The sequence below is a fragment of the Streptosporangium amethystogenes subsp. fukuiense genome (assembly GCF_042665875.1).
Classification (GTDB): Bacteria; Actinomycetota; Actinomycetes; order Streptosporangiales; family Streptosporangiaceae; genus Streptosporangium; species Streptosporangium fukuiense.
This window is the reverse complement of sequence record NZ_JBHTEE010000001.1, coordinates 113,222-132,147: the sequence shown is the minus strand read 5'-3', so window position 1 is coordinate 132,147 and position 18,926 is coordinate 113,222. Positions and strand designations below refer to the sequence as shown.

The following is an 18,926-nucleotide window of genomic DNA, read 5'->3' as shown; positions in this document are numbered from 1 at the left end:
GGACGCTCCGCGCGCCCTCGCGATGGACACTTCCGTGTCACCCCGGCGTCACCCCGCCGGGGTGACGCCGGGGTGACACAGTCCGGGCCTCAGCGCCCCAGCACCTGACAGGTCGCCTTGGCGGTCTTGGCCGGGTCGCTCTCCGAGGTGGCGGTCAGGGTCACCTTCGCGAGGTGGCTGCCACCCGCCGCCCGCAGGGCGTTGACGGCGACCAGCGTGCTCTTGCCCGAGCCCGCGGTGGCGAGCTCGTTGGGCAGCGAGGCGGTCCAGCCCCGGCCCTCGACCTTCACCGACAGCCGGTAGACGTCACTCTTGAGATAGGCGCTCACATCCTCGGGGTGCCGCCCGGCGGCCTGGGCGGCCCTGCCGGTGTTGACCAGCGGGAAGCGGCAGGTGGAAAGGCCGTCGCCGGACGGGAGGCCGACGGACGGGAGCACCTTCACGCCGCGCCTGTTCGGGCCGGCGCCGTCCAGCGAGCGGATCGCCACCGTGTAGGAGAGCACGCCCTTGCGGTCGCGCTTGAGATCCAGGACGTAGAAGTGCAGCCGGTTGGCCTCGTCCACGTACTCGAACTCGGAGCCCGAGCCGGTGCCCGCGTGGAACAGGGCGTCCGACAGCTGGCGGTAGTCGCCGATCGTGATGGGCACGGCGGTGCCGTCCGGCAGGACGTAGTCGGTCATCCCGATGTCCTGCGGGTTGGCGTCGATCACCCACTCAAAGGGCGCCTGGTCGGCGTTCTTGGTCTTGGCCAGCAGCACCCCCGAGTCGGGCGTGAAGGAGTCGGCGCCCATCCTGTCCACGACCTCGAGCGTGTAGTTCTGGTATCCGCCGCCGTCGCAGAGCGGGTCGGTGCGCACGTCGCAGGCCGGGCTGCGGTCGCCGTCGCCGAAGGCGATGTTGACCCCGGACAGGCCGGCCGGTCCCGGCTGGATCACCCGGGCGGTCACCTCCGCCACGACGACCCCGGACTCGGCCAGCGCCTCACGGGACAGGCGCAGCACGTTGTTCTCGTCCACCATCTCAAGCTTGATCTTGTTTCGGAGCATGTGCTGGGCTCCCATGGAGCCACCCGAGGTGGGCGGGATCAGCCAGCGGCTGTGCGGGCCACCCGGGCCGTTGAAACTGCCCCGGCTGAGCATCTCCCAGATCCCGGTGTACGCCCGGCGCGGCGGTACCCCGAACGGGTTGTTGTAGTTGTCGCCGATGCCGAGGATGTGACTGAGCTCGTGGGCGTAGACGCCCTGCCCCGAGCTCTCCGCCTGGGTGGAGGACCCGCCCCCGGCATTGGGCCAGATGGAGGCGGCCGAGGCCCAGGACGTCCACTCCACGTAGCGGGTCCTGGCCCAGTTGGGCAGGGCCGGGTCAGGCGGGCCGAAGTCGTCGGTCACCGCCTCCTTGGTGGGGAACTTGATCGAGCCGAACTCCTGCCAGGTGGCCGACTCGTCCTGTCCCGCGCTCAGGTAGAAGACGAAGTCGAAGCCCGCCGGAACCTCCTGGCCGACGTCGCCGATCCACGCCGCCCGCGCGTCGGTCCTGATGTTGCGGTTGCAGGCGTCACCGGCCGGGCAGGCGGTGCCTCCCTGGAACTCCATGGCGTACTCGTGTGACTTGCCCGGCATCTGGTAGGGGCCGAACGCGGTCAGCTCCACGCCGTAGCGGCCCTGAGAGTCCTCCATCCAGTACTCGTGGATGGTGTGGCCCCGGTTGAGGTCGTTGGGGGTGTTGAGGAAGTCCCGGTAGAAGCCGGCGACCTGGTCGCGGGGGATGTCGTGGGCCTCGGCACTGGGGTTTTTGAAGACCGTCGAGCCCTTGGGCTGGGTGACCACGAACGGCTGGTTGGGATAGTCGGCCAGGACGAGCGCGCCGCGGAAGGTGCGCTTGGACCCCTTGACCGCGGGGTCGGCCCAGTTGGTGCCGGGTGGTTTGCGGTAGTCGGCCCACGTCATGTGGTCCGGGTTCTTCCAGTTCTGCGGGTCGATCGGTGCCGGGCCGGCGGGCTCGGCGCGCCGTGCGGCCGAGTCCTCGGGGGCGTCCCGCTGCCAGGGCTGGGTCTGGGGCCACTGCTCCAGGCGCCAGGGGTGCTCCGGGTCCGGGGCGGGGTCGGCGGAGGCGGGCAGGGAGGCGAGACCGATGGGCATCAGTACAACTGCGGCGATCAGTACTTTAAGCAACTTGGGGGGACGAGTCACGCTAAATGACGTTATAGATCACTTTCGGATAGATCAACGATCCGCCGTCAGGAAAGTTGCCGGTTCCTCCCCGGCGCCGAAGCCGGGAGATCCCCACCCGCACGGGCCGGGCCTCCCGGATGAACGGCCGTTTCGAGTCCGGTTCTCTCCCGCCGGGTGAACTCCTCGACGAGCCGACTGCCCAAGGAGGGGTCTGACCAGCACAGTAATCTCTTCTAGTCCGAGCAAACTTCAGATGGGAGTTCCGTGACGGAACAGACCAGGAATGCCGAACGGCACGAAACCCCTAACATGACCGACGATCCCCGCGCGGACGAAGCGCCTTCCAAAGACACGGCGTCTCCCGGCGATGAGGCACCTGCCGAAGACGGACCACTCCCCGCGAACAGCGAGCCCCGCGCGCCCCTGCGGCGCGTCGTCGGCCTGTTCCGCCCCTATCGGGGCCGGCTGGTCGTCGTGGGCGCCCTCATCGGACTGTCCTCGCTCGTCTCGCTGGCCTCGCCGTTCATGCTCCGCGCGGTGCTCGACGACGCCATCCCGCACGGCAGGACCGGCCTGCTGACGCTGCTCGTACTCGGCATGGTCGCGGTCGCCGTCGTCACCAGCGTGCTCGACGTCATCCAGATGCTGATCTCCAACGGGGTCGGCCAGCGCGTCATGCACGATCTGCGCACCGCCGTCTACGGCCACCTGCAGCGCATGTCCATGGCCTTCTTCACCCGCACCAGGACCGGCGAGGTGCAGTCGCGCATCGCCAGCGACATCGGCGGCATGCAGTTGGTGGTCACCTCCACCGCCGCCGCGATCGTCTCCAACCTGACCACCGTGATCGCGACGGTCATCGCGATGCTCGTGCTGGACTGGCGGCTGACCGTGGTGTCGCTGCTGCTGCTCCCGCTCTTCGTCGGCATCAGCCGCAGGGTCGGCCGGGAACGCAGGAAGATCACCTCCGAGCGGCAGCGGAAGATGGCCGCCATGTCGTCGATGATCCAGGAGTCGCTGTCGATCAGCGGCATCCTGCTGGGCCGGACGATGGGCCAGGGCCCCGAGCTCGCCAGACGGTTCTCCGCCGCCTCGGACGAGCTGGCCGTCCTGGAGCTCCGCTCCAGCATGGCCGGGCGCTGGCGGCAGTCCACCATCCAGATCATCATGGCGGCCATGCCCGCGATGATCTACTGGGCCACCGGACTGACCTCGGCGATCTCCATCGGCACCGTCGTCGCCTTCACCACCCTCCAGCTGAACCTGTTCCGCCCCTCGGTGTCGCTGCTCCGGCTCGGCGTCGACGTGCAGAGCTCCCTGGCGCTGTTCGCCCGGATCTTCGAGTACCTGGACCTGACCGTGGACATCCACCCCGGCACCCACACGCCGAAGACGGTACGCGGCGAGATCCGCTTCGAGCACGTCGACTTCTCCTACGGAGAGACCCCGACCCTGTCGGACATCGACCTCGTCGTTCCCGCGGGCACCACCCTGGCCGTGGTCGGTGAGACCGGCTCGGGCAAGACCACGCTGAGCTACCTGCTGCCCCGGCTGTACGACGTGACCGGCGGGCGGATCACCATCGACGGGGTGGACGTGCGCGAGCTGACCTTCGAGGCCCTGGCCGAGACGGTCGGCGTGGTCTCCCAGGAGACCTACCTGTTCCACTCCTCGATCGCCGACAACCTGCGGTTCGCCAACCCCTCGGCCACCGACGAGGAGATCGTCTCCGCCGCCCGGGCCGCCCGGATCCACGACCACATCGCCTCGCTGCCCGAGGGGTACGACACCGTGGTCGGCGAGCGCGGCTACCGCTTCTCCGGCGGCGAGAAGCAGCGCCTGGCCATCGCCAGGACGCTGCTGCGCGACCCGCCCGTGCTGGTCCTGGACGAGGCCACCAGCGCCCTGGACACCCAGACCGAACGCGCCGTCCAGGAGGCGCTGGACACCCTGTCGCGCGGCCGGACCACCATCACCATCGCCCACCGCCTGTCCACTATCCGCGACGCCGACCAGATCGTGGTCCTCGACCGGGGCCGTATCGTCGAACGCGGCGGCCACGACGACCTCCTCGCCGCCGGCGGCCCCTACGCCGCCCTGGTCAACCGCGACCGCTCCCTCACCACGGCCTGACCGGGGTGAGCGGCGCCCCCCTCGATTAGATTCGTTCCACGGCATCGGACGCCTCGCCATCCCCTGTTGAAGGACAACACGCATGAACAGCCCCTCGCGGACCGCCCAACCGACCTTCCGCGCCGCCACCGACGCGGACGTCGTCCCCCTGGTCTCCCTGGTCGAGTCGGCCTACCGGGGCGAGTCGAGCCTGGCCGGTTGGACGAGCGAGGCGAGCCTGCTGGGCGGGCAGCGGACGGACGCCGGGGGCGTGGCCGCCGCGGTGCTGAACCCGGACGGCCAGGTGCTGGTCGTGGAGTCGAAGGGCGAGATCATCGCCTGCTGCCAGGTGGAGCGCCGGGACGGGCACGCCTACTTCGGGATGTTCGCGGTACGCCCCACGCTGCAGGGCGGCGGCCTCGGCAAGGCGGTCCTCGCCGAGGCCGAGCGTCTCGCCCGCGACGAGTGGGGGGTGGACGAGATGCGCATGACGGTGATCTCGGTCCGCGAGGAACTGCTGGCCTGGTACGTGCGCCGAGGCTACGTCCGCACCGGCGAGACGGCCCCCTTCCCCTACGGCGACGAGAGCTTCGGCCTGCCGACCAGGGACGACCTGGAGTTCGAGGTGCTGGTCAAGAAGCTCGGCTGAGCAGAAGGATCGTCCACCGGGGCACCTGCCGTTGGGGAGGGCCGAGGAGGGGAGCACGCCGGCTTGGGAGACTCGACCGAGCGGCGGCGGTGACGCCCGGCCTTCCGGATGTGAGCGACCGATGACGCCTCGGCGGGCCTTGCCAGGGACGGGCGGCTCGTGGCGGTAGCGTGGCGAAAGTGAGCAAGCCCTACCTCGACCCCGTCACCTGGTACGCCACCCTGCCCACCGTGTTCGTCTGCGCCTGCCTGCTGATCACCGACCCCGAGGGCCGGGTGCTGCTGGTCAAGCCCAACTACCGGCCGACCTGGGACTTCCCCGGCGGGGTCGTGGAAGAGGACGAGGCGCCCCACGAGTGCGCGAGGCGCGAGGTGACCGAGGAACTCGGCGTGCCCGTCGAGGTGGGTGACCTCCTCGTGGTCCACTGGAGCCCCCCGTCGGGGGAACGCCCCCGCCCGCTGATCAGCTTCGTGTTCGACGGCGGCGTGCTGAGCGATGCCGACCAGATCACTCCGGAGGCCGAGGAGCTTGACGAGGTGGCGTTCCTTCCGTGGCACACCGCCGTCACCCTTCTATCGGGGAACATCACCACCCGCCTGCTCACCGCCCGCCTCGCCCGGCACGAAGGACGTCCCATCTACCTGTCGGACGAATGACCGGACCGGGCCTGACGGGCCCCGTCGCCGTGTTCAACCCTCGCGCCTCAACACGAGGTGTCGGGGAAGTCGAACTCCCCGTCCTTGACACCACCGATGAACGCCTCCCACTCCGCGCGGGTATAGACGATCACCTCACCACCAGGCCGACGACTGTGCCGCACCGCCACCCGCCCACTACCATCCGCCAACGGCCCGGCCTCCACGCAACTTCCGCCGCCGTTCTCGCTCTTCGTGCTGATGTGCCAGGCCACACTGGTCAGTTCAGCGGAGCTGGGCTTGCTGTGCTCTTGCATCGCGTTCACCGCATTTCTTTCGCTATTGCGGAGATGAGTTCGGCCGAGTCTCCGGGGCCGAGGGCGAGCTTCCGCAAATTATCGTACGTCAGCACGAAGCTTTCAGCGTCGGGTGATTCCACGTAAATAGCGCCCTTCGGAGTCTCCGCATAGGCGACCTCAGGATAGGGATTCCTCATCGCCAGTATTCGGAAAGCACCTGTCGGGCTGGCATGCGCACCAGCGCTGAACGGGAGCACTCGGATCTCGATATTCGGCCGGGCTGCGCACTCGATCAGATGGTGTAGCTGCGCCATCTGACATTCCAGACCACCGACCTCACGGTGCAACACCGCCTCATCGATGATCGCTGACAGGCGCGGAGGGTCGTCACCTCGGAGGATCTCCTGACGAGTCATGCGCAACTCGACCCATCGCTCGATCTGCTGTTTTTCGGCACCGAACTCTGCCGCCGCGATCACCGCCCGCGCGTACTCCTGCGTCTGAAACAACCCGAGAAGCAGTGTGTTGTCAAAGGAGCGGATCTCGGCTGCTCGGGACTCCAGCCACACGTAGTCGACGAACGCACCGGCGACCTCGTTGGCATACCCGTCCCACCAGCCCTTCTGCCAGACCTCCTGGCTGAGTTTCATCAGGCTCTCGCGTCGCCTGCCGTCGGCCACGCCGTACAGATCAAGGAGTGCCAGCAGGTCCGGGCGTCGGATCGGATACTCCCCCGATTCGAAGCGACCCGCAGTGGACGGGTCTCGCTGGAGATACTCGGCCACATCCTTGAGCAACAGAGAGTTGGCCTCACGTAACTCACGGAGTTGCTGGCCGAGCCACTGCGCTCGGAGCGTCACCCACTTCGGAGCAGCCATATCCACCTTCCAGGCTGGGCTGTACAGGCCAGAGCTTCGCCAGCCTGGCAAATACAGCTTGTGAACTTCAGTAACCGTGTGTCACTATACCCAACGTAGCCACCCGCTCACAGAGCGCGCAAAAAATGGCAGCGTGTGACCACGGGACGGTCACGTGGTCACACGAACATCAGGGAAGAGAAGGAGCCCGGGGCGGGCTTCGCTGACAGGCCACGCCCACCCCGGTCCCGATGCCGGAAGGAAGCACCCGAGATGGAGCACTTCAACGGTTCCGACTACCCGACTGTTTACCACGGCATGGGCTCGCGGCGCGGTGAGACCGGAGACCGCGAAGGCGGTTTGTGCTGGCAGTCCGATTCGCCGCTCAGCAGGGAGGAGGTGCGGGCACTGGCCGGAGGGTTGCCCCGCGTGTTCGCGCTGGTCCGCGAGGCCGAGGACGAGGAGATCACGGCGCGGGTGGTGGCGTACGGGCTGACCCTGCCGGGCGGCGACGCGGCCACCGTCGGCGCGACCAGGGGATTCGGCCGGTGGACGAGCGCGCGGAGCGCCGCGTACCGGCTCGGCTCCGACCTCGTCTGGCTCGGCGACGGCGACAGGTAACCGTACCCGCGCGGCATGGCTCGGCGGCCGCCGAGCCATGCTCTGACCTGTGGGTTTTCGGGCATAAAACGGGTATGGCCGGAATATGAGTCAAATGCCCCCGGACCGTAAAGGTCTAAGCGACGAGCAGGCCGTTGAAGTCGAGGAGTGGACCGATGACCTCGGTCTGCACCACGAGATCCTTCCGGACGACCCCGAACATCGGGACACGCTTGACGAACGTCTCTGGCGTGAGGCCCCGAACCACGAACGGCGGCCCCCCCGCGAGGAGGACCGGCTGGTGGCGCCGGATGAGGGCCTCGGCCCGGACGAGACGTCCGAGGAGTACGCCCGGGATGTCGGCCCGGACAGCGGAGACCTGTCAGCCGAGGAACGCGCCATCCACATCGAACCCGACTGATCCGGCTCGTTAGTGCTCCGTTCCTCATTGGAGGTTGCGAACGCGCGGCGGGGAGGCCGGGATCGCCGGTCCTGCCTTCCTGATGCCAGGACCGGGGTGGATCTGTACTTCCGGTGAGGAACATCGCATTAGGGAGGTCCTTCGCGGTGTCCTCACCGAGGACGCCGTCGGAGCCATGTGTCCGGCTCCGCGAAGTATCCACGACCGGGTAACCGATTCCGCGTAGGCACGTGGCCTGATGTGCGCGACCCCGCCCTACTCCGCGAGCGGTCCGCGATCAACTGGCGGCCCTGCCTCCCAGGGCCGCGACGAGGCCGGGGAAGTCGTCGATGACGTGGTCAGCCTCGGCCGCCTCGGGGCGGGCGGCATGCAGGTGACCCCACGGGCCCCGGCGGATCAGCGCGGTCCACATTCCGGCTGCGCGGGCGGGCCGGACGTCGTTGTCGAGCCGGTCGCCCACGTAGAGGATCTCGCCGGCCTCGCGCCCGGACACCGCGACGACCTTCGCGAAGAACCCCGGATCGGGCTTGGAGACACCCCAGCCGTCGGAGGTGTGGATCGCGTCGACGGGCAGATCCATCGCGGCCAGCGCGTCATATGCCTGCGGCGGCTGGTTGCCCGCGATGATCAGCTCGTATCCGAGCCCGCGCAACGCGGCCAGGCCGGGCCGTACGTCCGGATAGAGGTCGTCGGCGTCGAAGTTCACCCGGAGCCCGGCGGGGTCGTCCCGCTTCCACGCCTCCTGCTCGGCATCGACGTCGAACCCGGGCCGTAGCAGCCGGAACGCGTCCTCGAACGACCGGTCGAGCGCGGCCATGCCGCCCAGCACGCCGAGCATGGTGAACCGGGTGACGCCGAGCCGGTCGGCCCAGCGCGACCAGATCCGCGTCTCGTCGATCAGCGTCTCACCCACATCGAACACCAGCGCCTTGACCACGCCGCCCCCTTCCCAAGCCCGTCCGATCGTAACCCGCCCCGGCAAAACGGACACCCGGGGACCACTCCAGAGCGAGCCCCCCGTACGAACGCGCCTGAACACCGGCATCACTCCCGGCCGTGCCGCAGCCCACAGCCGATCCATGGTCGCCGCGCATTTCTCTCATGACCGACGACACCCCATGGAACACTGAGAGTGCATGTTCGGACACGAAGGGATACAGGCCGATGGTGATGACAGTGTCTCAGCGACCCGCACCGCGCACCGCGCCCCAGCCGCCCGCCGCACCTGAGGACCGTCCACTACCTCGCACCCCGAGGGAGATCTTCGAGGCTCTTCCCCCAACCCTGTGCCTTCGCGCCGAGATCATCGACGGGAACCTCATCGTGAGCCCATCTGGCATTCCCAAGCACGGCCGGATCGCCATGCGCCTCGCCTTTGCCTTGCAGCCCATCCTGGAGAAAAACGACTGGGAGAGTTTTGCGGGAAATGTCGATATCTGCATCGAGGGGCCACGTGACACTCTGGTCCCCGATTACTGCCTGGTCCCCGTGGACGCTCCGCTCTGGGGCGATCGGGAGATCCTCTCCTCGGGCCTGATCCTGGTGGCGGAGATCGTCTCGCCCGGCTCCATGGAGATGGACCGTGCCACGAAGCCCCGGATCTACGCGGGCTGCGGCATTCCGATCATGCTGATCGTCGACCCCGTCGCCTCACCGCCCGCGGTGACCGTCCTCAGTGATCCCGAGGACGGCAGCTACCGGACCATGACCCACACCGAGATGGGCAAACCGCTCCGGATCCCCTCCCCCGTCGACTTCGACCTGGACACCTCGATCTTCCTGTAACGACACCGACTCGACCTGCCCCACCCAGCGAGGCGTCGGCACCGGGATACGGCACGACGGAGCCACCAGCCGGTGAACACGTCTCGCTCCTGTCCGATGTGCCGGTGGCACCTCAACCTGACTTTTTGGCTGTATGTGGTGGTGGGGTGGGCAGTTGAATGACGATACGGAGTCCGCCCGCAGGACGCGGGACGATAGTGAGGGACCCGTCGTGCGCGTGGGTGATGCTCTTGACGATTGCCAGGCCGAGTCCGACGCCTGCGTGGTCGTTGCGTATTCTTCCCGTGCCGCGCTGAAACGGTTCTGTAAGTGCAGGGACCACCTCTGGGGACAGCTTCTCGCCGGTGTTCTCGACGGTGAGCGCCTCGGGGCCGATGCCGGTCTTGATCCACACGGTTCCCTGTACGGGCAGGTTGTGCACGATCGCGTTGTGCACCAGGTTCGTCGCCAGTTGCAGCAGGAGCGCCTGCGACCCCTCAACCGGGGTGATCTCACCTGAAGTCTCGATGGTGACACCGCGTTTCTTTGCGAGCGGGAACAGTGTCTCGACGGCCTCTTCCACCACCAGGGACAGGTCGACGCGTTCCCGTGCGAAGGATCTCTGGTCGGCGCGGCTGAGCATGAGGAGCGCCTCGGTGAGGTCGATCGCCCGGGTGTTGACGGCGTGAAGGCGTTCGACGAGTTCGCCGATGTCACGGTCGGGATCGCGGCGGGCCACGTCGAGAAGCGCCCGTGAGATCGCCAGCGGGGTGCGGAGTTCGTGTGAGGCGTTGGCCGCGAATCGCTGTTGCTCGGCGACGTGTGCTTCGAGCCGCACGAGCATGGCGTCGAAGGCGTCAGCGAGTTCGCGGAACTCGTCCGCGCGGCCAGGCAACCGGATCCGGTGGGAGAGCGATCCGTTCGCGGCCATGCGCGTGGCGTCGGTGATACGGGTCAGGGGGGCGAGCATGCGTCCGGCGAGAATCCATCCTCCTAGCAGGCCGAACACCAGTAGGAACGCCATCACCGCGGCCGCCGCAGGGGCGAAGGCGCCCAGGAGGAGGATGCGGTTGGGCGCCACGTAGAGAAGGGCGGGCCAGCCGTCGGGTACGTACCGCAGGAGGAACACCCACACGGCGGCGAGCAGCAACGCGCCCGCGAGCATGAGGAATCCGGCGTAGCTGAGGGTGAGCTTGAGCCGGACGCTCATCCCGCGCGCCCTATCCACCCTCGCCTCCTGCGTCGATGCGGTAGCCGACGCCGGGCACGGTGGCGATGAGCCACGGTTCGCCGAGCCGTTTGCGCAGCGCCGAGACCGTGATGCGGACGGCGTTGGTGAAGGGGTCGGCGTTCTCGTCCCACGCCCGCTGCAGGAGTTCCTCCGCGCTGACGACACCGCCTTCGGCGGCGACGAGGACTTCGAGCACGGCGAACTGTTTGCGGGTGAGCGCGACGTAGCAGCCGTCGCGGTAGACCTCGCGGCGGAACGGGTCCAGGCGCAGGCCGGCGATCTCGCGTACGGGCGGCCTGTTGTGCGCGCGCCTGCGGTCGAGTGCCCGGAGGCGGAGCACGAGTTCCTGGAGATCGAAGGGCTTGGTGAGGTAGTCGTCGGCCCCGAGCCCGAACCCGGAGGCCTTGTCGTCGAGCCGGTCGGCGGCGGTGAGCATGAGGATGGGCATGCCGCTGCCGGAGGCGATGACGCGTTTGGCGATCTCGTCGCCCGAGAGGCCGGGGATGTCGCGGTCGAGGACGGCGATGTCGTAGGCGTTGACGCTCAGCAGCTCCAGAGCGGTGTCGCCGTCACCTGCGATGTCTGCCGCGATCGCTTCCAGGCGTAGGCCATCGCGGATGGCTTCTGCCATAAAGCGTTCGTCCTCAACGATCAACACACGCATGCTCCGAGGCTACGAGCCGGCGCATATCGTCGGCATATCGAAAACCACATACGTGCTGGCAACACCACGCTGCCTTGACTGCAGGCATGACCTACAGCGAGCCAGCACGAACAGCAGCCCGCCCTACACGATCGACGATCCTCATGGCTCTCCAGCCTGGTCCCCCGGAAGCCTCTACGCCATGACGACCACCACCCGGCAAGCCACTCAGGAAACCCTGGCCGCCAGCGCGCGGGACCTGACCAAGACCTACGGCCGGGGCGAAGCCCAGGTGCATGCCCTGCGCGGCGTCGACCTCGACCTCCCACGAGGCAGGTTCACCGCGATCATGGGGCCGAGTGGATCGGGCAAGTCCACGCTGATGCACTGCCTGGCCGGACTCGACCAGGCCGGCGGCGGCACCGTCACCGTGGCCGGTATCAACCTCGGATCACTCGACGACGACGCGCTCACGATCTTCCGCCGCGAACACGTCGGCTTCGTGTTCCAGTCGTTCAACCTGCTGCCGATGCTCACTGCGGGAGAGAACATCATGCTCCCGCTTGAGCTGGGCGGTCGCCGGGTCGACGACGCGGCACGGGAGCGCGTGCACACGCTCGCCGATGTCCTCGGCGTGGCCGACAGGCTCGGCCACCGGCCCGCGGAGCTGTCCGGCGGCCAGCAGCAGCGGGTCGCGATCGCCCGAGCCCTGGTCACCCAGCCGGACCTGCTGTTCGCCGACGAGCCCACCGGAAACCTGGACAGCACCACGTCGGCGGAGGTGCTGGACCACCTGCGCCGGTCGGCGCGCGAGCTCGGCCAGACCGTCGTTATGGTCACCCACGAGCGGGACGCGGCGGCGTACGCCGACGACGTGGTCACCATGCAGGACGGGCGGATCGTCTGATGCGTACCGTCTTCCTCGCGTCGCTGCGCACCCACCTCCGCAGGTACGTCGCAGCGGTGGTCGCGGTCGCCGTCGCCGTCGCCTTCGTCGTCGTGGTCGGTGTGCTCACGTCCGGGGCATACAGCGGACTCATGGACGGCCTGGGGGCGCCGTACCGCAATGCCGACCACGTGGTCTCGGCGGCGGGGTGGCCATCGTTCGAGCTGGACCCGAAGGCCGCGATCGCATTGACCGAGCGACACGGTGAGAACGCGGCCGCGACCGGCCGGGCAACGCTGCCGGCGCGCGTGAACGGCCGGCGGCTCTCCGAAACGACCGTGGGGCCGATCGCCATCTTGGAGGAGTGGCGCTGGCAGGAGCTCAGCTCGGGGCGCTTCCCAGCGAGCACGGGCGAGGCGGTGGTGGACGTGTATTTCGCCCTGGCCGAGAATATCGCGGTCGGCAACCGGGTTCGGATCGGCGAGGGCGCCGCCGCGCGCGACGTACGGGTGGTCGGTCTGGTGGAGTCGCCCTCGCCCCCGGCCCAGGCCTCGATGTACGTCACCTGGCCGCAGTTGCTGCGGTGGCGCGACCACCTCCATCTGAACGCGGTGGCGGTGCGCGGGGAGGTAGGTCAGCTCCCGGAAGGCGCGAAGGCGCAGTCGCCGGAGGGTTTCGCCGCGGAGCGGCTGACCTATGTCCAGAACAGGGTGAACAGCTTGTCGGTGATGCTGCTGTTGTTCGCCGGCATCGCGCTCTTCGTCTCGGTCCTGGTCATCGCGAACACGTTCTCCATCCTGTTGGCGCAACGACTCCGCGACTTCGCACTGCTGCGCTGCGTCGGCGCGACCCAGCGGCAGGTGGTGCGTTCGGTACGCCGCGAGGCGGCCGTCGTCGGGGTGCTCGCGTCACTGGCCGGGACACTGGTCGGTATCGGTCTCGGCTACGGGCTGATCGCCCTGATCAGCGCCCTCGCGCCGACCGTCCCGATGGGTGCCGCCGAGCTACCCACGCTCTGGCTGCTGGGCGGGTTCGCCATCGGCCTGGCGGTCACCATGGTCGCGTCCTGGTTGCCGGTCCGGCGTGTGGTCCGGGTGAGCCCGCTGGCGGCGTTGCGCCCGGATGCCGCGGTCGACGTACACACGGCCACCGGCCTGGTGCGGCTGGCGCTCGCTACGATCCTCCTGGTCACCGGGCCGGCCCTGCTCGGGGTGGCGATGGTCCAGGGCAGTACGGCGTTGATGCTGGCCGGCGGAGGATCGGTGTTCGGCGGCGTACTCCTCTTCGGGCCGGTGCTCGTTCCCCGCCTGGTCCGGATCACCGGCGCGCTGCTCGGCCCCGCCGGGCGGCTGGCGACCAAGAACGCTGTGCGCAATCCGCGGCGGACCGCCACCACCACCGCCTCCCTGCTGGTCGGCGTCACCCTGACGACCGCCGTACTCACCGGGATGACCACGTGGCGTTCGTCGTTGGATGAGCAGATCGGTAGGGACCACCCCATCGATGTCGCGCTCACCTCGCCCAAGGAGCCGGTCACCACTGACCTCCTCAACCGGGTACGTCACACTCCCGGTGTGGAGCAGGCCGTTTCAATGGACGGCGCCGTGGCCCGAGTGGCCGGGCTCGACGAACCGATCCCGGTTGTCACCGCACCGGCCGCGGCGCAAGTGGCCCGCGACGGCGGGGCGTTCGCCCGGGTGGAGCCGGGGAAGATCAGACTCGATTCCGAGGCCTTCGGCAAGAGCCTGAGTCTCCGGCCCGGCGACCGGGTCACGGTGCGCGTCGGCGACCGGCGAGCCCAGTTGCAGGTCGCCGTCGGCACCGGCTGGGGCCGGGCGGGCGTGGTCGCGCCCGAGACGCTGGCGACGCTCACCGACGCCCCCGAGCCACATGCCATCTGGATCCGCGCCTCCTCCGGCGCCGACCCGGCTCGACTCGGCAGTGACCTGGACGAGCTGGCGGATCCGGTTGGCGCGACGATCGAGAACGGGTTGCGGACCTGGGAGTCGCTGGACCAACAGCTGGGAATCTACACCTGGTCAGCACTCGGCCTGCTCGGCATCGCCGTCGTGATCGCCCTGATCGGGATCGCGAACACCCTGGGGCTCTCCGTACTCGAACGCGCCCGCGAACACGCGATGCTGCGCGCGCTCGGGCTCACCCGCAGGCAGCTGCGGCGGATGCTGGCGACCGAGGCAGTGCTGCTGTCGGTGGTGGCCACCCTGCTCGGCACCGTGATCGGCGTCGGGTTCGCCTGGGTCGGCTACGAGACGATTGTGAAGCGGGCTCTCAGGGACGCCACCATGCAAGTCCCCTGGCCATCACTCGGCGTCGTCGTCCTCATCTCCGCCCTGGCCGGACTCCTCGCCGCTGTTCTCCCGGCACGCCGGGCCGCCCGGGTGACTCCGGCCGCAGGGCTGTCCCTCGACTGAAACCCCTCGTCAATCGCTTGGCCGGCGGCTGAGGAAGTCCACCGTGCGCGGCACTGGGTACGCGACGTGTCCATGCTCGGGTGCATAGACGAGTCCCTTCTTGATCAGTAGGGACCCGCTGAAGACGAACGCGTTGCGGTGCACAGCACTGTGGCACTACAGCACAGCCCCGGCGGGCGAACCGGCTCATAGTTTCTCCATCGCCTTGCGGATGCGCTTGTCGGAGATCGAGTACGGGGTGCCGAGGGTCTGCGCGAAGTAGCTGACCCTGAGCTCCTCGATCATCCAGCGGATCTGCCGGACGTCGTCGTCGGAGCGGCGGGCCGGAGGAAGCTTCTCCACCAGTTCGTGGTAGTCGTCCTCGATGTCGTGCACCTTGCCCATCCGTTCCCCGTCGCGGAACGCGTCCTCGTGCACCTTCTCCAGCCGCCGTTCGGCCCCCTTGAGATAGCGGAGCAGGTCGGGCAGGCGCTTGTAGCCGGTCTCGGTGACGAAGCCCGGATAGACCAGGTTGGCCACCTGGTCGCGGATGTCCTCGATCGCGGGCGTCGAGCGAGACTCGGGCAGCAGCGTCGAGACGGTGTGCCAGACCTTGAGGATGCTCTCCACGCGAGCGACCGTCTCGGCCGTGGTGTCGAAGAGTTCGGCGCGGACCGCCTCGTGCAGGGCGGTGAAGGCGGACTCGTCCCAGACCGGCCCGCCGTGCTCGTTCATGAGGTGGTCGGCGGCACAGGCGATGCAGTCGTCGAACAGGGCGACGGCACCGGCGTGCGGACTCCGGCTCAGCGCCAGCTTGGACTGGTTGCCGAGGCGGCCGAGCACCCATTTGGCCGGGGACGGGGTGTTGAGCAGCAGCAGCCTGCGGGTGCCCTCCCACATGGCCCGGCGCTGCTCGGCCTCGGTCTCGAACATTCGTACGGCCACGGTGGCGCCCTCGTCGGCGAGCGCCGGATAGGCCTTCATCCTGCGCTGCTCGAACGTCTTGGGCAGCGCGCCCACGGTCCACCCCGTCAGGCCGGTTCTCTCCAGGCCGTCGGCGGCCTTGGAGAGGGTCTGGCGGAGTTTGGGGGCGAGACGCCGCTTGAGGTCGGCCAGGTCCTTGCTCTCGGCCAGTTTCTGCCTGCGGCCGTCCGTCACCCTGAAGGTGATCTTGAGATGGTCCGGGACCAGGTCCGGTTGCCAGTTCTCGCGCGTCACCTGGAAGCCGGTCAGGTTGAGCAGCTCGCGCTCCAGCACCGCGAGCAGCGGCTCCTGGGTGGGTTTGGCCTGCTCCAGGATCCTCTTGGCGTAGTTGGGGGCCGGGACGAAGTTACGCCGGATGTTCTTGGGCAGGCTGCGGATGAGCGCGGTGAGCAACTCCTCGCGCAAACCGGGGATCTGCCAGTCGAACCCCTCGACGTTGACCTGGTTGAGCAGCGCGAGCGGGATGTGCGCGGTGACGCCGTCGGCGTCGGTGCCGGGCTCGAACTGGTAGGTCAGCGGGAAGCGCAGGCCGCCCTGGCGCCACACGTCGGGGTAGTCGCGCTGGCTGACGTCGCCGGCCGACTCGCTGATCAGCATCGACTTCTCGAAGCTGAGCAGGTCGGGCTGGTCGGCGCGGGCCTTCTTCCACCAGGAGTCGAAGTGCCGGCCGGAGACGACGTCCGCGGGAACGCGCTGGTCGTAGAAGTCGAACAGGGTCTCGTCGTCGACGAGGATGTCGCGGCGCCTGGCCCGCTCCTCCAGTTCCTCGACCTCTTCGAGGAGCTTGCGGTTCTCGGCGAAGAAGGCGTGGTGGGTCTCCCAGTCGCCCTCGACCAGGGCGTGCCGGATGAACAGCTCCCGGCTCAGCTCGGGGTCGATGCGGCCGTAGTTGACCTTGCGCTGGGCCACGATCGGCACCCCGTACAGGGTGACCTTCTCGTACGCCATCACCGAGCCCTGCTTCTTCTCCCAGTGCGGCTCGGAGTAGGTGCGTTTGATCAGGTGCGCGGCGAGCGGTTCGACCCACTCCGGTTCGATCTTGGCGTTGACCCGGGCCCAGAGCCGGGAGGTCTCCACCAGCTCGGCGGACATCACCCAGAGCGGCTGCTTCTTGGCGAGCGCGGAACCGGGGAAGATCGCGAACCGGGCGTTGCGCGCGCCGATGTACTCGGTCATCGGCCTGCGCGGCTCGTTCGTGCCGCGGCGGGCGCCGGGCTCCGCGGTCTTCTTGTCGATGTCCTTGACGCCGACGTGGGAGAGCAGCCCGGAGAGCAGGGAGATGTGGATCTTCTGCTCGTCGCCGGGGGTGCTGTTGAGGGCGACGCCGAGGGTCTTCGACATCTGGCGCAGCTGGCCGTAGACGTCCTGCCACTCGCGGACCCGCAGGTAGTTGAGGAACTCCGCCTTGCACAGGCGCCGGAACGCGCTGGAGGAGAGCTCCTTCTGCTGCTCCTGCAGGTAGTTCCACAGGTTCAGGTACGAGACGAAGTCGGACTCCTTGTCGGCGAACCGGCGGTGCTTGTCGTCGGCGGCCTGCTGCTTGTCGGCCGGACGTTCGCGCGGGTCCTGGATCGACAGGGCGGAGGCGATGACCATGACCTCGCGGACGCAGCCGTTGTGGTCGGCCTCCAGCACCATGCGGGCCAGTCGCGGGTCGACGGGGAGCCCGGCCAGCTTGCGGCCGAGCGGGGTCATCTGCCGCCCCTGGTCGAAGGCGCCCAGTTCCTGGAGCAGGTCGTAGCCGTCCCTGACCTGGCGCTGGTCGGGCGGCTCGACGAACGGGAAGGCCCCGATGTCGCCCAGGCCGATCGAGGTCATCTGCAGGATGACCGAGGCGAGGTTGGTACGGAGGATCTCCGGGTCGGTGAACTCCGGCCGGGTGACGAAGTCGTCCTCCTCGTACAGCCGGATGCAAATGCCGTCGGAGACCCGGCCGCAGCGGCCCTTGCGCTGGTTGGCCGAGGCCTGGGAGATCGCCTCGATGGGGAGGCGCTGGACCTTGGTGCGGTGGCTGTAGCGGGAGATGCGGGCGAATCCGGGGTCGACCACGTACTTGATGCCGGGCACGGTCAGCGAGGTCTCGGCCACGTTGGTGGCCAGCACGACCCTGCGCCTGGTGTGCCGCTGGAAGACCTTGTGCTGCTCGGCGGCGGACAGCCTGGCGTACAGCGGCAGGATCTCGGCGTCCTTGCGCTTGGCGAGCGCCTCGGCGGTGTCGCGGATCTCCCGCTCGCCGCTGAGGAAGACCAGGATGTCGCCGGGTCCCTCGGCGCACAGCTCGTCGACGGCGCTGCCGATCGCCTGGATCTGGTCGTCGTCCTCGGCGATCGGCCGGTAACGCACCTCAACGGGGTAGGTCCGGCCGGAGACCTCCACGATCGGCGCGTCGCCGAAGTGCTTGGAGAAGCGTTCGGGGTCGATGGTCGCCGAGGTGATGATCACCTTCAGGTCGGGGCGGCGCGGCAGGAGTTGCTTGAGATAGCCCAGGATGAAGTCGATGTTGAGGCTGCGCTCGTGCGCCTCGTCGACGATCAGCGTGTCGTACTGGTCGAGGTCGCGGTCGTTCTGCAGCTCGGCCAGCAGGATGCCGTCCGTCATGACCTTGACGAGCGTGCCGTCGCTCACCTGGTCGGTGAAGCGCACCTTGTAGCCCACGGTGTCGCCGAGCGGGGTGTCGAGCTCTTCGGCGACGCGCTCGGCCACGGTACGGGCGGCGATCCGGCGGGGCTGGGTGTGCCCGATCAGCCCTCTGACGCCCCGGCCGAGCTCCAGGCAGATCTTCGGCAGCTGGGTGGTCTTGCCCGAGCCGGTCTCACCGGCGACGATCACGACCTGGTTGTCGCGGATCGCCTCCAGGATGTCGTCCTTGCGCCGGCTGACCGGCAGCGCCTCCGGATAGGTGATCGCGGGAACGCCGGCGCGACGTCGGGCGACCCGGCGCTCGGCCCGCTCGATGTCGGCGGTGATCTCGACGGTGATCTTCTGCTGCGCGGCCCGGTTTCTGACCTTGCGAGCCCCGTCGAGCCTGCGTCGTAGCCGCCGCTGGTCACGGAGCGTGAGCTCGGGCAGGCGCGTGTGCAACTCGGAGAGCGGAGATGTCAAAGGAGGCGTTCCCATACTGAAACCCAGGATACTTTCGGCCCGCGCCTGACGGCTCACGCGTGCCCTTCGAAGGCCCCCGTGTGAAGCCCCAACCGTTCATGCTGCCCGACCCGCCGCCTCCCCGCATCCCAATATCCGCCCCTGCCGGAAAAGAGAACGGC

Annotated in this window: 15 protein-coding genes; 8 read left to right on the top strand and 7 right to left on the bottom strand. The window is 68.6% G+C overall.

The window, feature by feature from the left end; all coding sequences use genetic code 11:
• Positions 1-89: 89 nt before the first annotated feature.
• Positions 90-2,138: a M6 family metalloprotease domain-containing protein gene (locus ACFQVD_RS00605; protein WP_343962072.1), complete on the bottom strand. Its 2,049-nt coding sequence runs from the start codon at positions 2,136-2,138 to the stop codon at positions 90-92.
• 342 nt (positions 2,139-2,480) lie between these two features.
• Here ACFQVD_RS00605 and ACFQVD_RS00600 point away from each other — a divergent pair, with 342 nt between their 5' ends.
• The 3 genes from ACFQVD_RS00600 (at position 2,481) to ACFQVD_RS00590 (ending at position 5,588) form a co-directional block, all read left to right on the top strand.
• Positions 2,481-4,304, top strand: coding sequence for an ABC transporter ATP-binding protein (locus tag ACFQVD_RS00600; RefSeq protein WP_343962070.1), 1,824 nt, complete (start codon positions 2,481-2,483; stop codon positions 4,302-4,304).
• Between the two features lie 82 nt (positions 4,305-4,386).
• Positions 4,387-4,932 (top strand): GNAT family N-acetyltransferase, encoded by a 546-nt coding sequence (locus ACFQVD_RS00595; protein WP_343962068.1) that lies wholly within the window; start codon positions 4,387-4,389, stop codon positions 4,930-4,932.
• A 179-nt stretch (positions 4,933-5,111) separates the two neighbouring features.
• Positions 5,112-5,588 (top strand): NUDIX hydrolase, encoded by a 477-nt coding sequence (locus ACFQVD_RS00590; RefSeq protein ID WP_343962065.1) that lies wholly within the window; start codon positions 5,112-5,114, stop codon positions 5,586-5,588.
• Positions 5,589-5,635: 47 nt separating this feature from the next.
• On the opposite strand, the gene ACFQVD_RS00585 is transcribed toward ACFQVD_RS00590, so the two are convergent.
• Both ACFQVD_RS00585 and ACFQVD_RS00580 read right to left on the bottom strand, forming a co-directional pair.
• Complete coding sequence (locus ACFQVD_RS00585) at positions 5,636-5,884, bottom strand: DUF397 domain-containing protein (protein WP_343962167.1); 249 nt, start codon at positions 5,882-5,884, stop codon at positions 5,636-5,638.
• 5 nt (positions 5,885-5,889) lie between these two features.
• The gene (locus ACFQVD_RS00580; RefSeq protein WP_343962063.1) at positions 5,890-6,744 is read right to left on the bottom strand and encodes a helix-turn-helix domain-containing protein; all 855 of its coding nucleotides are present in this window, start codon (positions 6,742-6,744) and stop codon (positions 5,890-5,892) included.
• 252 nt (positions 6,745-6,996) lie between these two features.
• Between ACFQVD_RS00580 and ACFQVD_RS00575 the strand changes: the two genes are divergently transcribed.
• Positions 6,997-7,344 carry a hypothetical protein gene (locus ACFQVD_RS00575; RefSeq protein ID WP_343962061.1) on the top strand — a complete coding sequence of 116 codons (348 nt, stop codon included), beginning with the start codon at positions 6,997-6,999 and terminating at the stop codon, positions 7,342-7,344.
• A gap of 94 nt (positions 7,345-7,438) precedes the next feature.
• Entirely contained in the window at positions 7,439-7,744 is a 306-nt protein-coding gene (locus tag ACFQVD_RS00570; protein ID WP_343962059.1) for a DUF5709 domain-containing protein, read from the top strand.
• Between the two features lie 277 nt (positions 7,745-8,021).
• On the opposite strand, the gene ACFQVD_RS00565 is transcribed toward ACFQVD_RS00570, so the two are convergent.
• Complete coding sequence (locus ACFQVD_RS00565) at positions 8,022-8,681, bottom strand: HAD family hydrolase (RefSeq protein WP_343962057.1); 660 nt, start codon at positions 8,679-8,681, stop codon at positions 8,022-8,024.
• 164 nt (positions 8,682-8,845) lie between these two features.
• On the opposite strand from ACFQVD_RS00565, the gene ACFQVD_RS00560 reads away from it, so the two are divergent.
• A complete protein-coding gene (locus ACFQVD_RS00560) occupies positions 8,846-9,529 on the top strand; it encodes a Uma2 family endonuclease (protein ID WP_386368344.1) in 684 nt (227 codons plus the stop codon).
• Positions 9,530-9,641: 112 nt separating this feature from the next.
• On the opposite strand, the gene ACFQVD_RS00555 is transcribed toward ACFQVD_RS00560, so the two are convergent.
• Positions 9,642-10,673 carry a sensor histidine kinase gene (locus ACFQVD_RS00555; RefSeq protein WP_343962052.1) on the bottom strand — a complete coding sequence of 344 codons (1,032 nt, stop codon included), beginning with the start codon at positions 10,671-10,673 and terminating at the stop codon, positions 9,642-9,644.
• A 55-nt stretch (positions 10,674-10,728) separates the two neighbouring features.
• Positions 10,729-11,403, bottom strand: a complete 675-nt coding sequence (locus ACFQVD_RS00550; RefSeq protein ID WP_343962050.1) for a response regulator transcription factor — start codon at positions 11,401-11,403, stop codon at positions 10,729-10,731.
• Positions 11,404-11,584: 181 nt separating this feature from the next.
• On the opposite strand from ACFQVD_RS00550, the gene ACFQVD_RS00545 reads away from it, so the two are divergent.
• The gene (locus tag ACFQVD_RS00545) at positions 11,585-12,289 is read left to right on the top strand and encodes an ABC transporter ATP-binding protein (protein ID WP_343962047.1); all 705 of its coding nucleotides are present in this window, start codon (positions 11,585-11,587) and stop codon (positions 12,287-12,289) included.
• Entirely contained in the window at positions 12,289-14,700 is a 2,412-nt protein-coding gene (locus ACFQVD_RS00540) for an ABC transporter permease (RefSeq protein ID WP_343962045.1), read from the top strand. Before ACFQVD_RS00545 ends, ACFQVD_RS00540 begins: the two co-directional genes overlap by 1 nt.
• Before the next feature lie 186 nt (positions 14,701-14,886).
• Here ACFQVD_RS00540 and hrpA read toward each other — a convergent pair whose 3' ends face one another.
• Positions 14,887-18,780, bottom strand: coding sequence for an ATP-dependent RNA helicase HrpA (hrpA, locus tag ACFQVD_RS00535; protein WP_343962042.1), 3,894 nt, complete (start codon positions 18,778-18,780; stop codon positions 14,887-14,889).
• Positions 18,781-18,926 lie beyond the last annotated feature (146 nt).

Excerpts from the sequence above, each read along its gene's own strand:
- ACFQVD_RS00605 (WP_343962072.1), bottom strand. The coding sequence starts at position 2,138 with ATGCCCATCGGTCTCGCCTCCCTGCCCGCCTCCGCCGACCCCGCCCCG.
- ACFQVD_RS00600 (WP_343962070.1), top strand. The coding sequence starts at position 2,481 with ATGACCGACGATCCCCGCGCGGACGAAGCGCCTTCCAAAGACACGGCG.
- ACFQVD_RS00595 (WP_343962068.1), top strand. The coding sequence starts at position 4,387 with ATGAACAGCCCCTCGCGGACCGCCCAACCGACCTTCCGCGCCGCCACC.
- ACFQVD_RS00585 (WP_343962167.1), bottom strand. The coding sequence starts at position 5,884 with ATGCAAGAGCACAGCAAGCCCAGCTCCGCTGAACTGACCAGTGTGGCC.
- ACFQVD_RS00580 (WP_343962063.1), bottom strand. The coding sequence starts at position 6,744 with ATGGCTGCTCCGAAGTGGGTGACGCTCCGAGCGCAGTGGCTCGGCCAG.
- ACFQVD_RS00575 (WP_343962061.1), top strand. The coding sequence starts at position 6,997 with ATGGAGCACTTCAACGGTTCCGACTACCCGACTGTTTACCACGGCATG.
- ACFQVD_RS00570 (WP_343962059.1), top strand. The coding sequence starts at position 7,439 with ATGCCCCCGGACCGTAAAGGTCTAAGCGACGAGCAGGCCGTTGAAGTC.
- ACFQVD_RS00560 (WP_386368344.1), top strand. The coding sequence starts at position 8,846 with ATGACCGACGACACCCCATGGAACACTGAGAGTGCATGTTCGGACACG.
- ACFQVD_RS00555 (WP_343962052.1), bottom strand. The coding sequence starts at position 10,673 with ATGCTCGCGGGCGCGTTGCTGCTCGCCGCCGTGTGGGTGTTCCTCCTG.
- ACFQVD_RS00550 (WP_343962050.1), bottom strand. The coding sequence starts at position 11,403 with ATGCGTGTGTTGATCGTTGAGGACGAACGCTTTATGGCAGAAGCCATC.
- ACFQVD_RS00545 (WP_343962047.1), top strand. The coding sequence starts at position 11,585 with ATGACGACCACCACCCGGCAAGCCACTCAGGAAACCCTGGCCGCCAGC.
- ACFQVD_RS00540 (WP_343962045.1), top strand. The coding sequence starts at position 12,289 with ATGCGTACCGTCTTCCTCGCGTCGCTGCGCACCCACCTCCGCAGGTAC.
- hrpA (WP_343962042.1), bottom strand. The coding sequence starts at position 18,780 with ATGGGAACGCCTCCTTTGACATCTCCGCTCTCCGAGTTGCACACGCGC.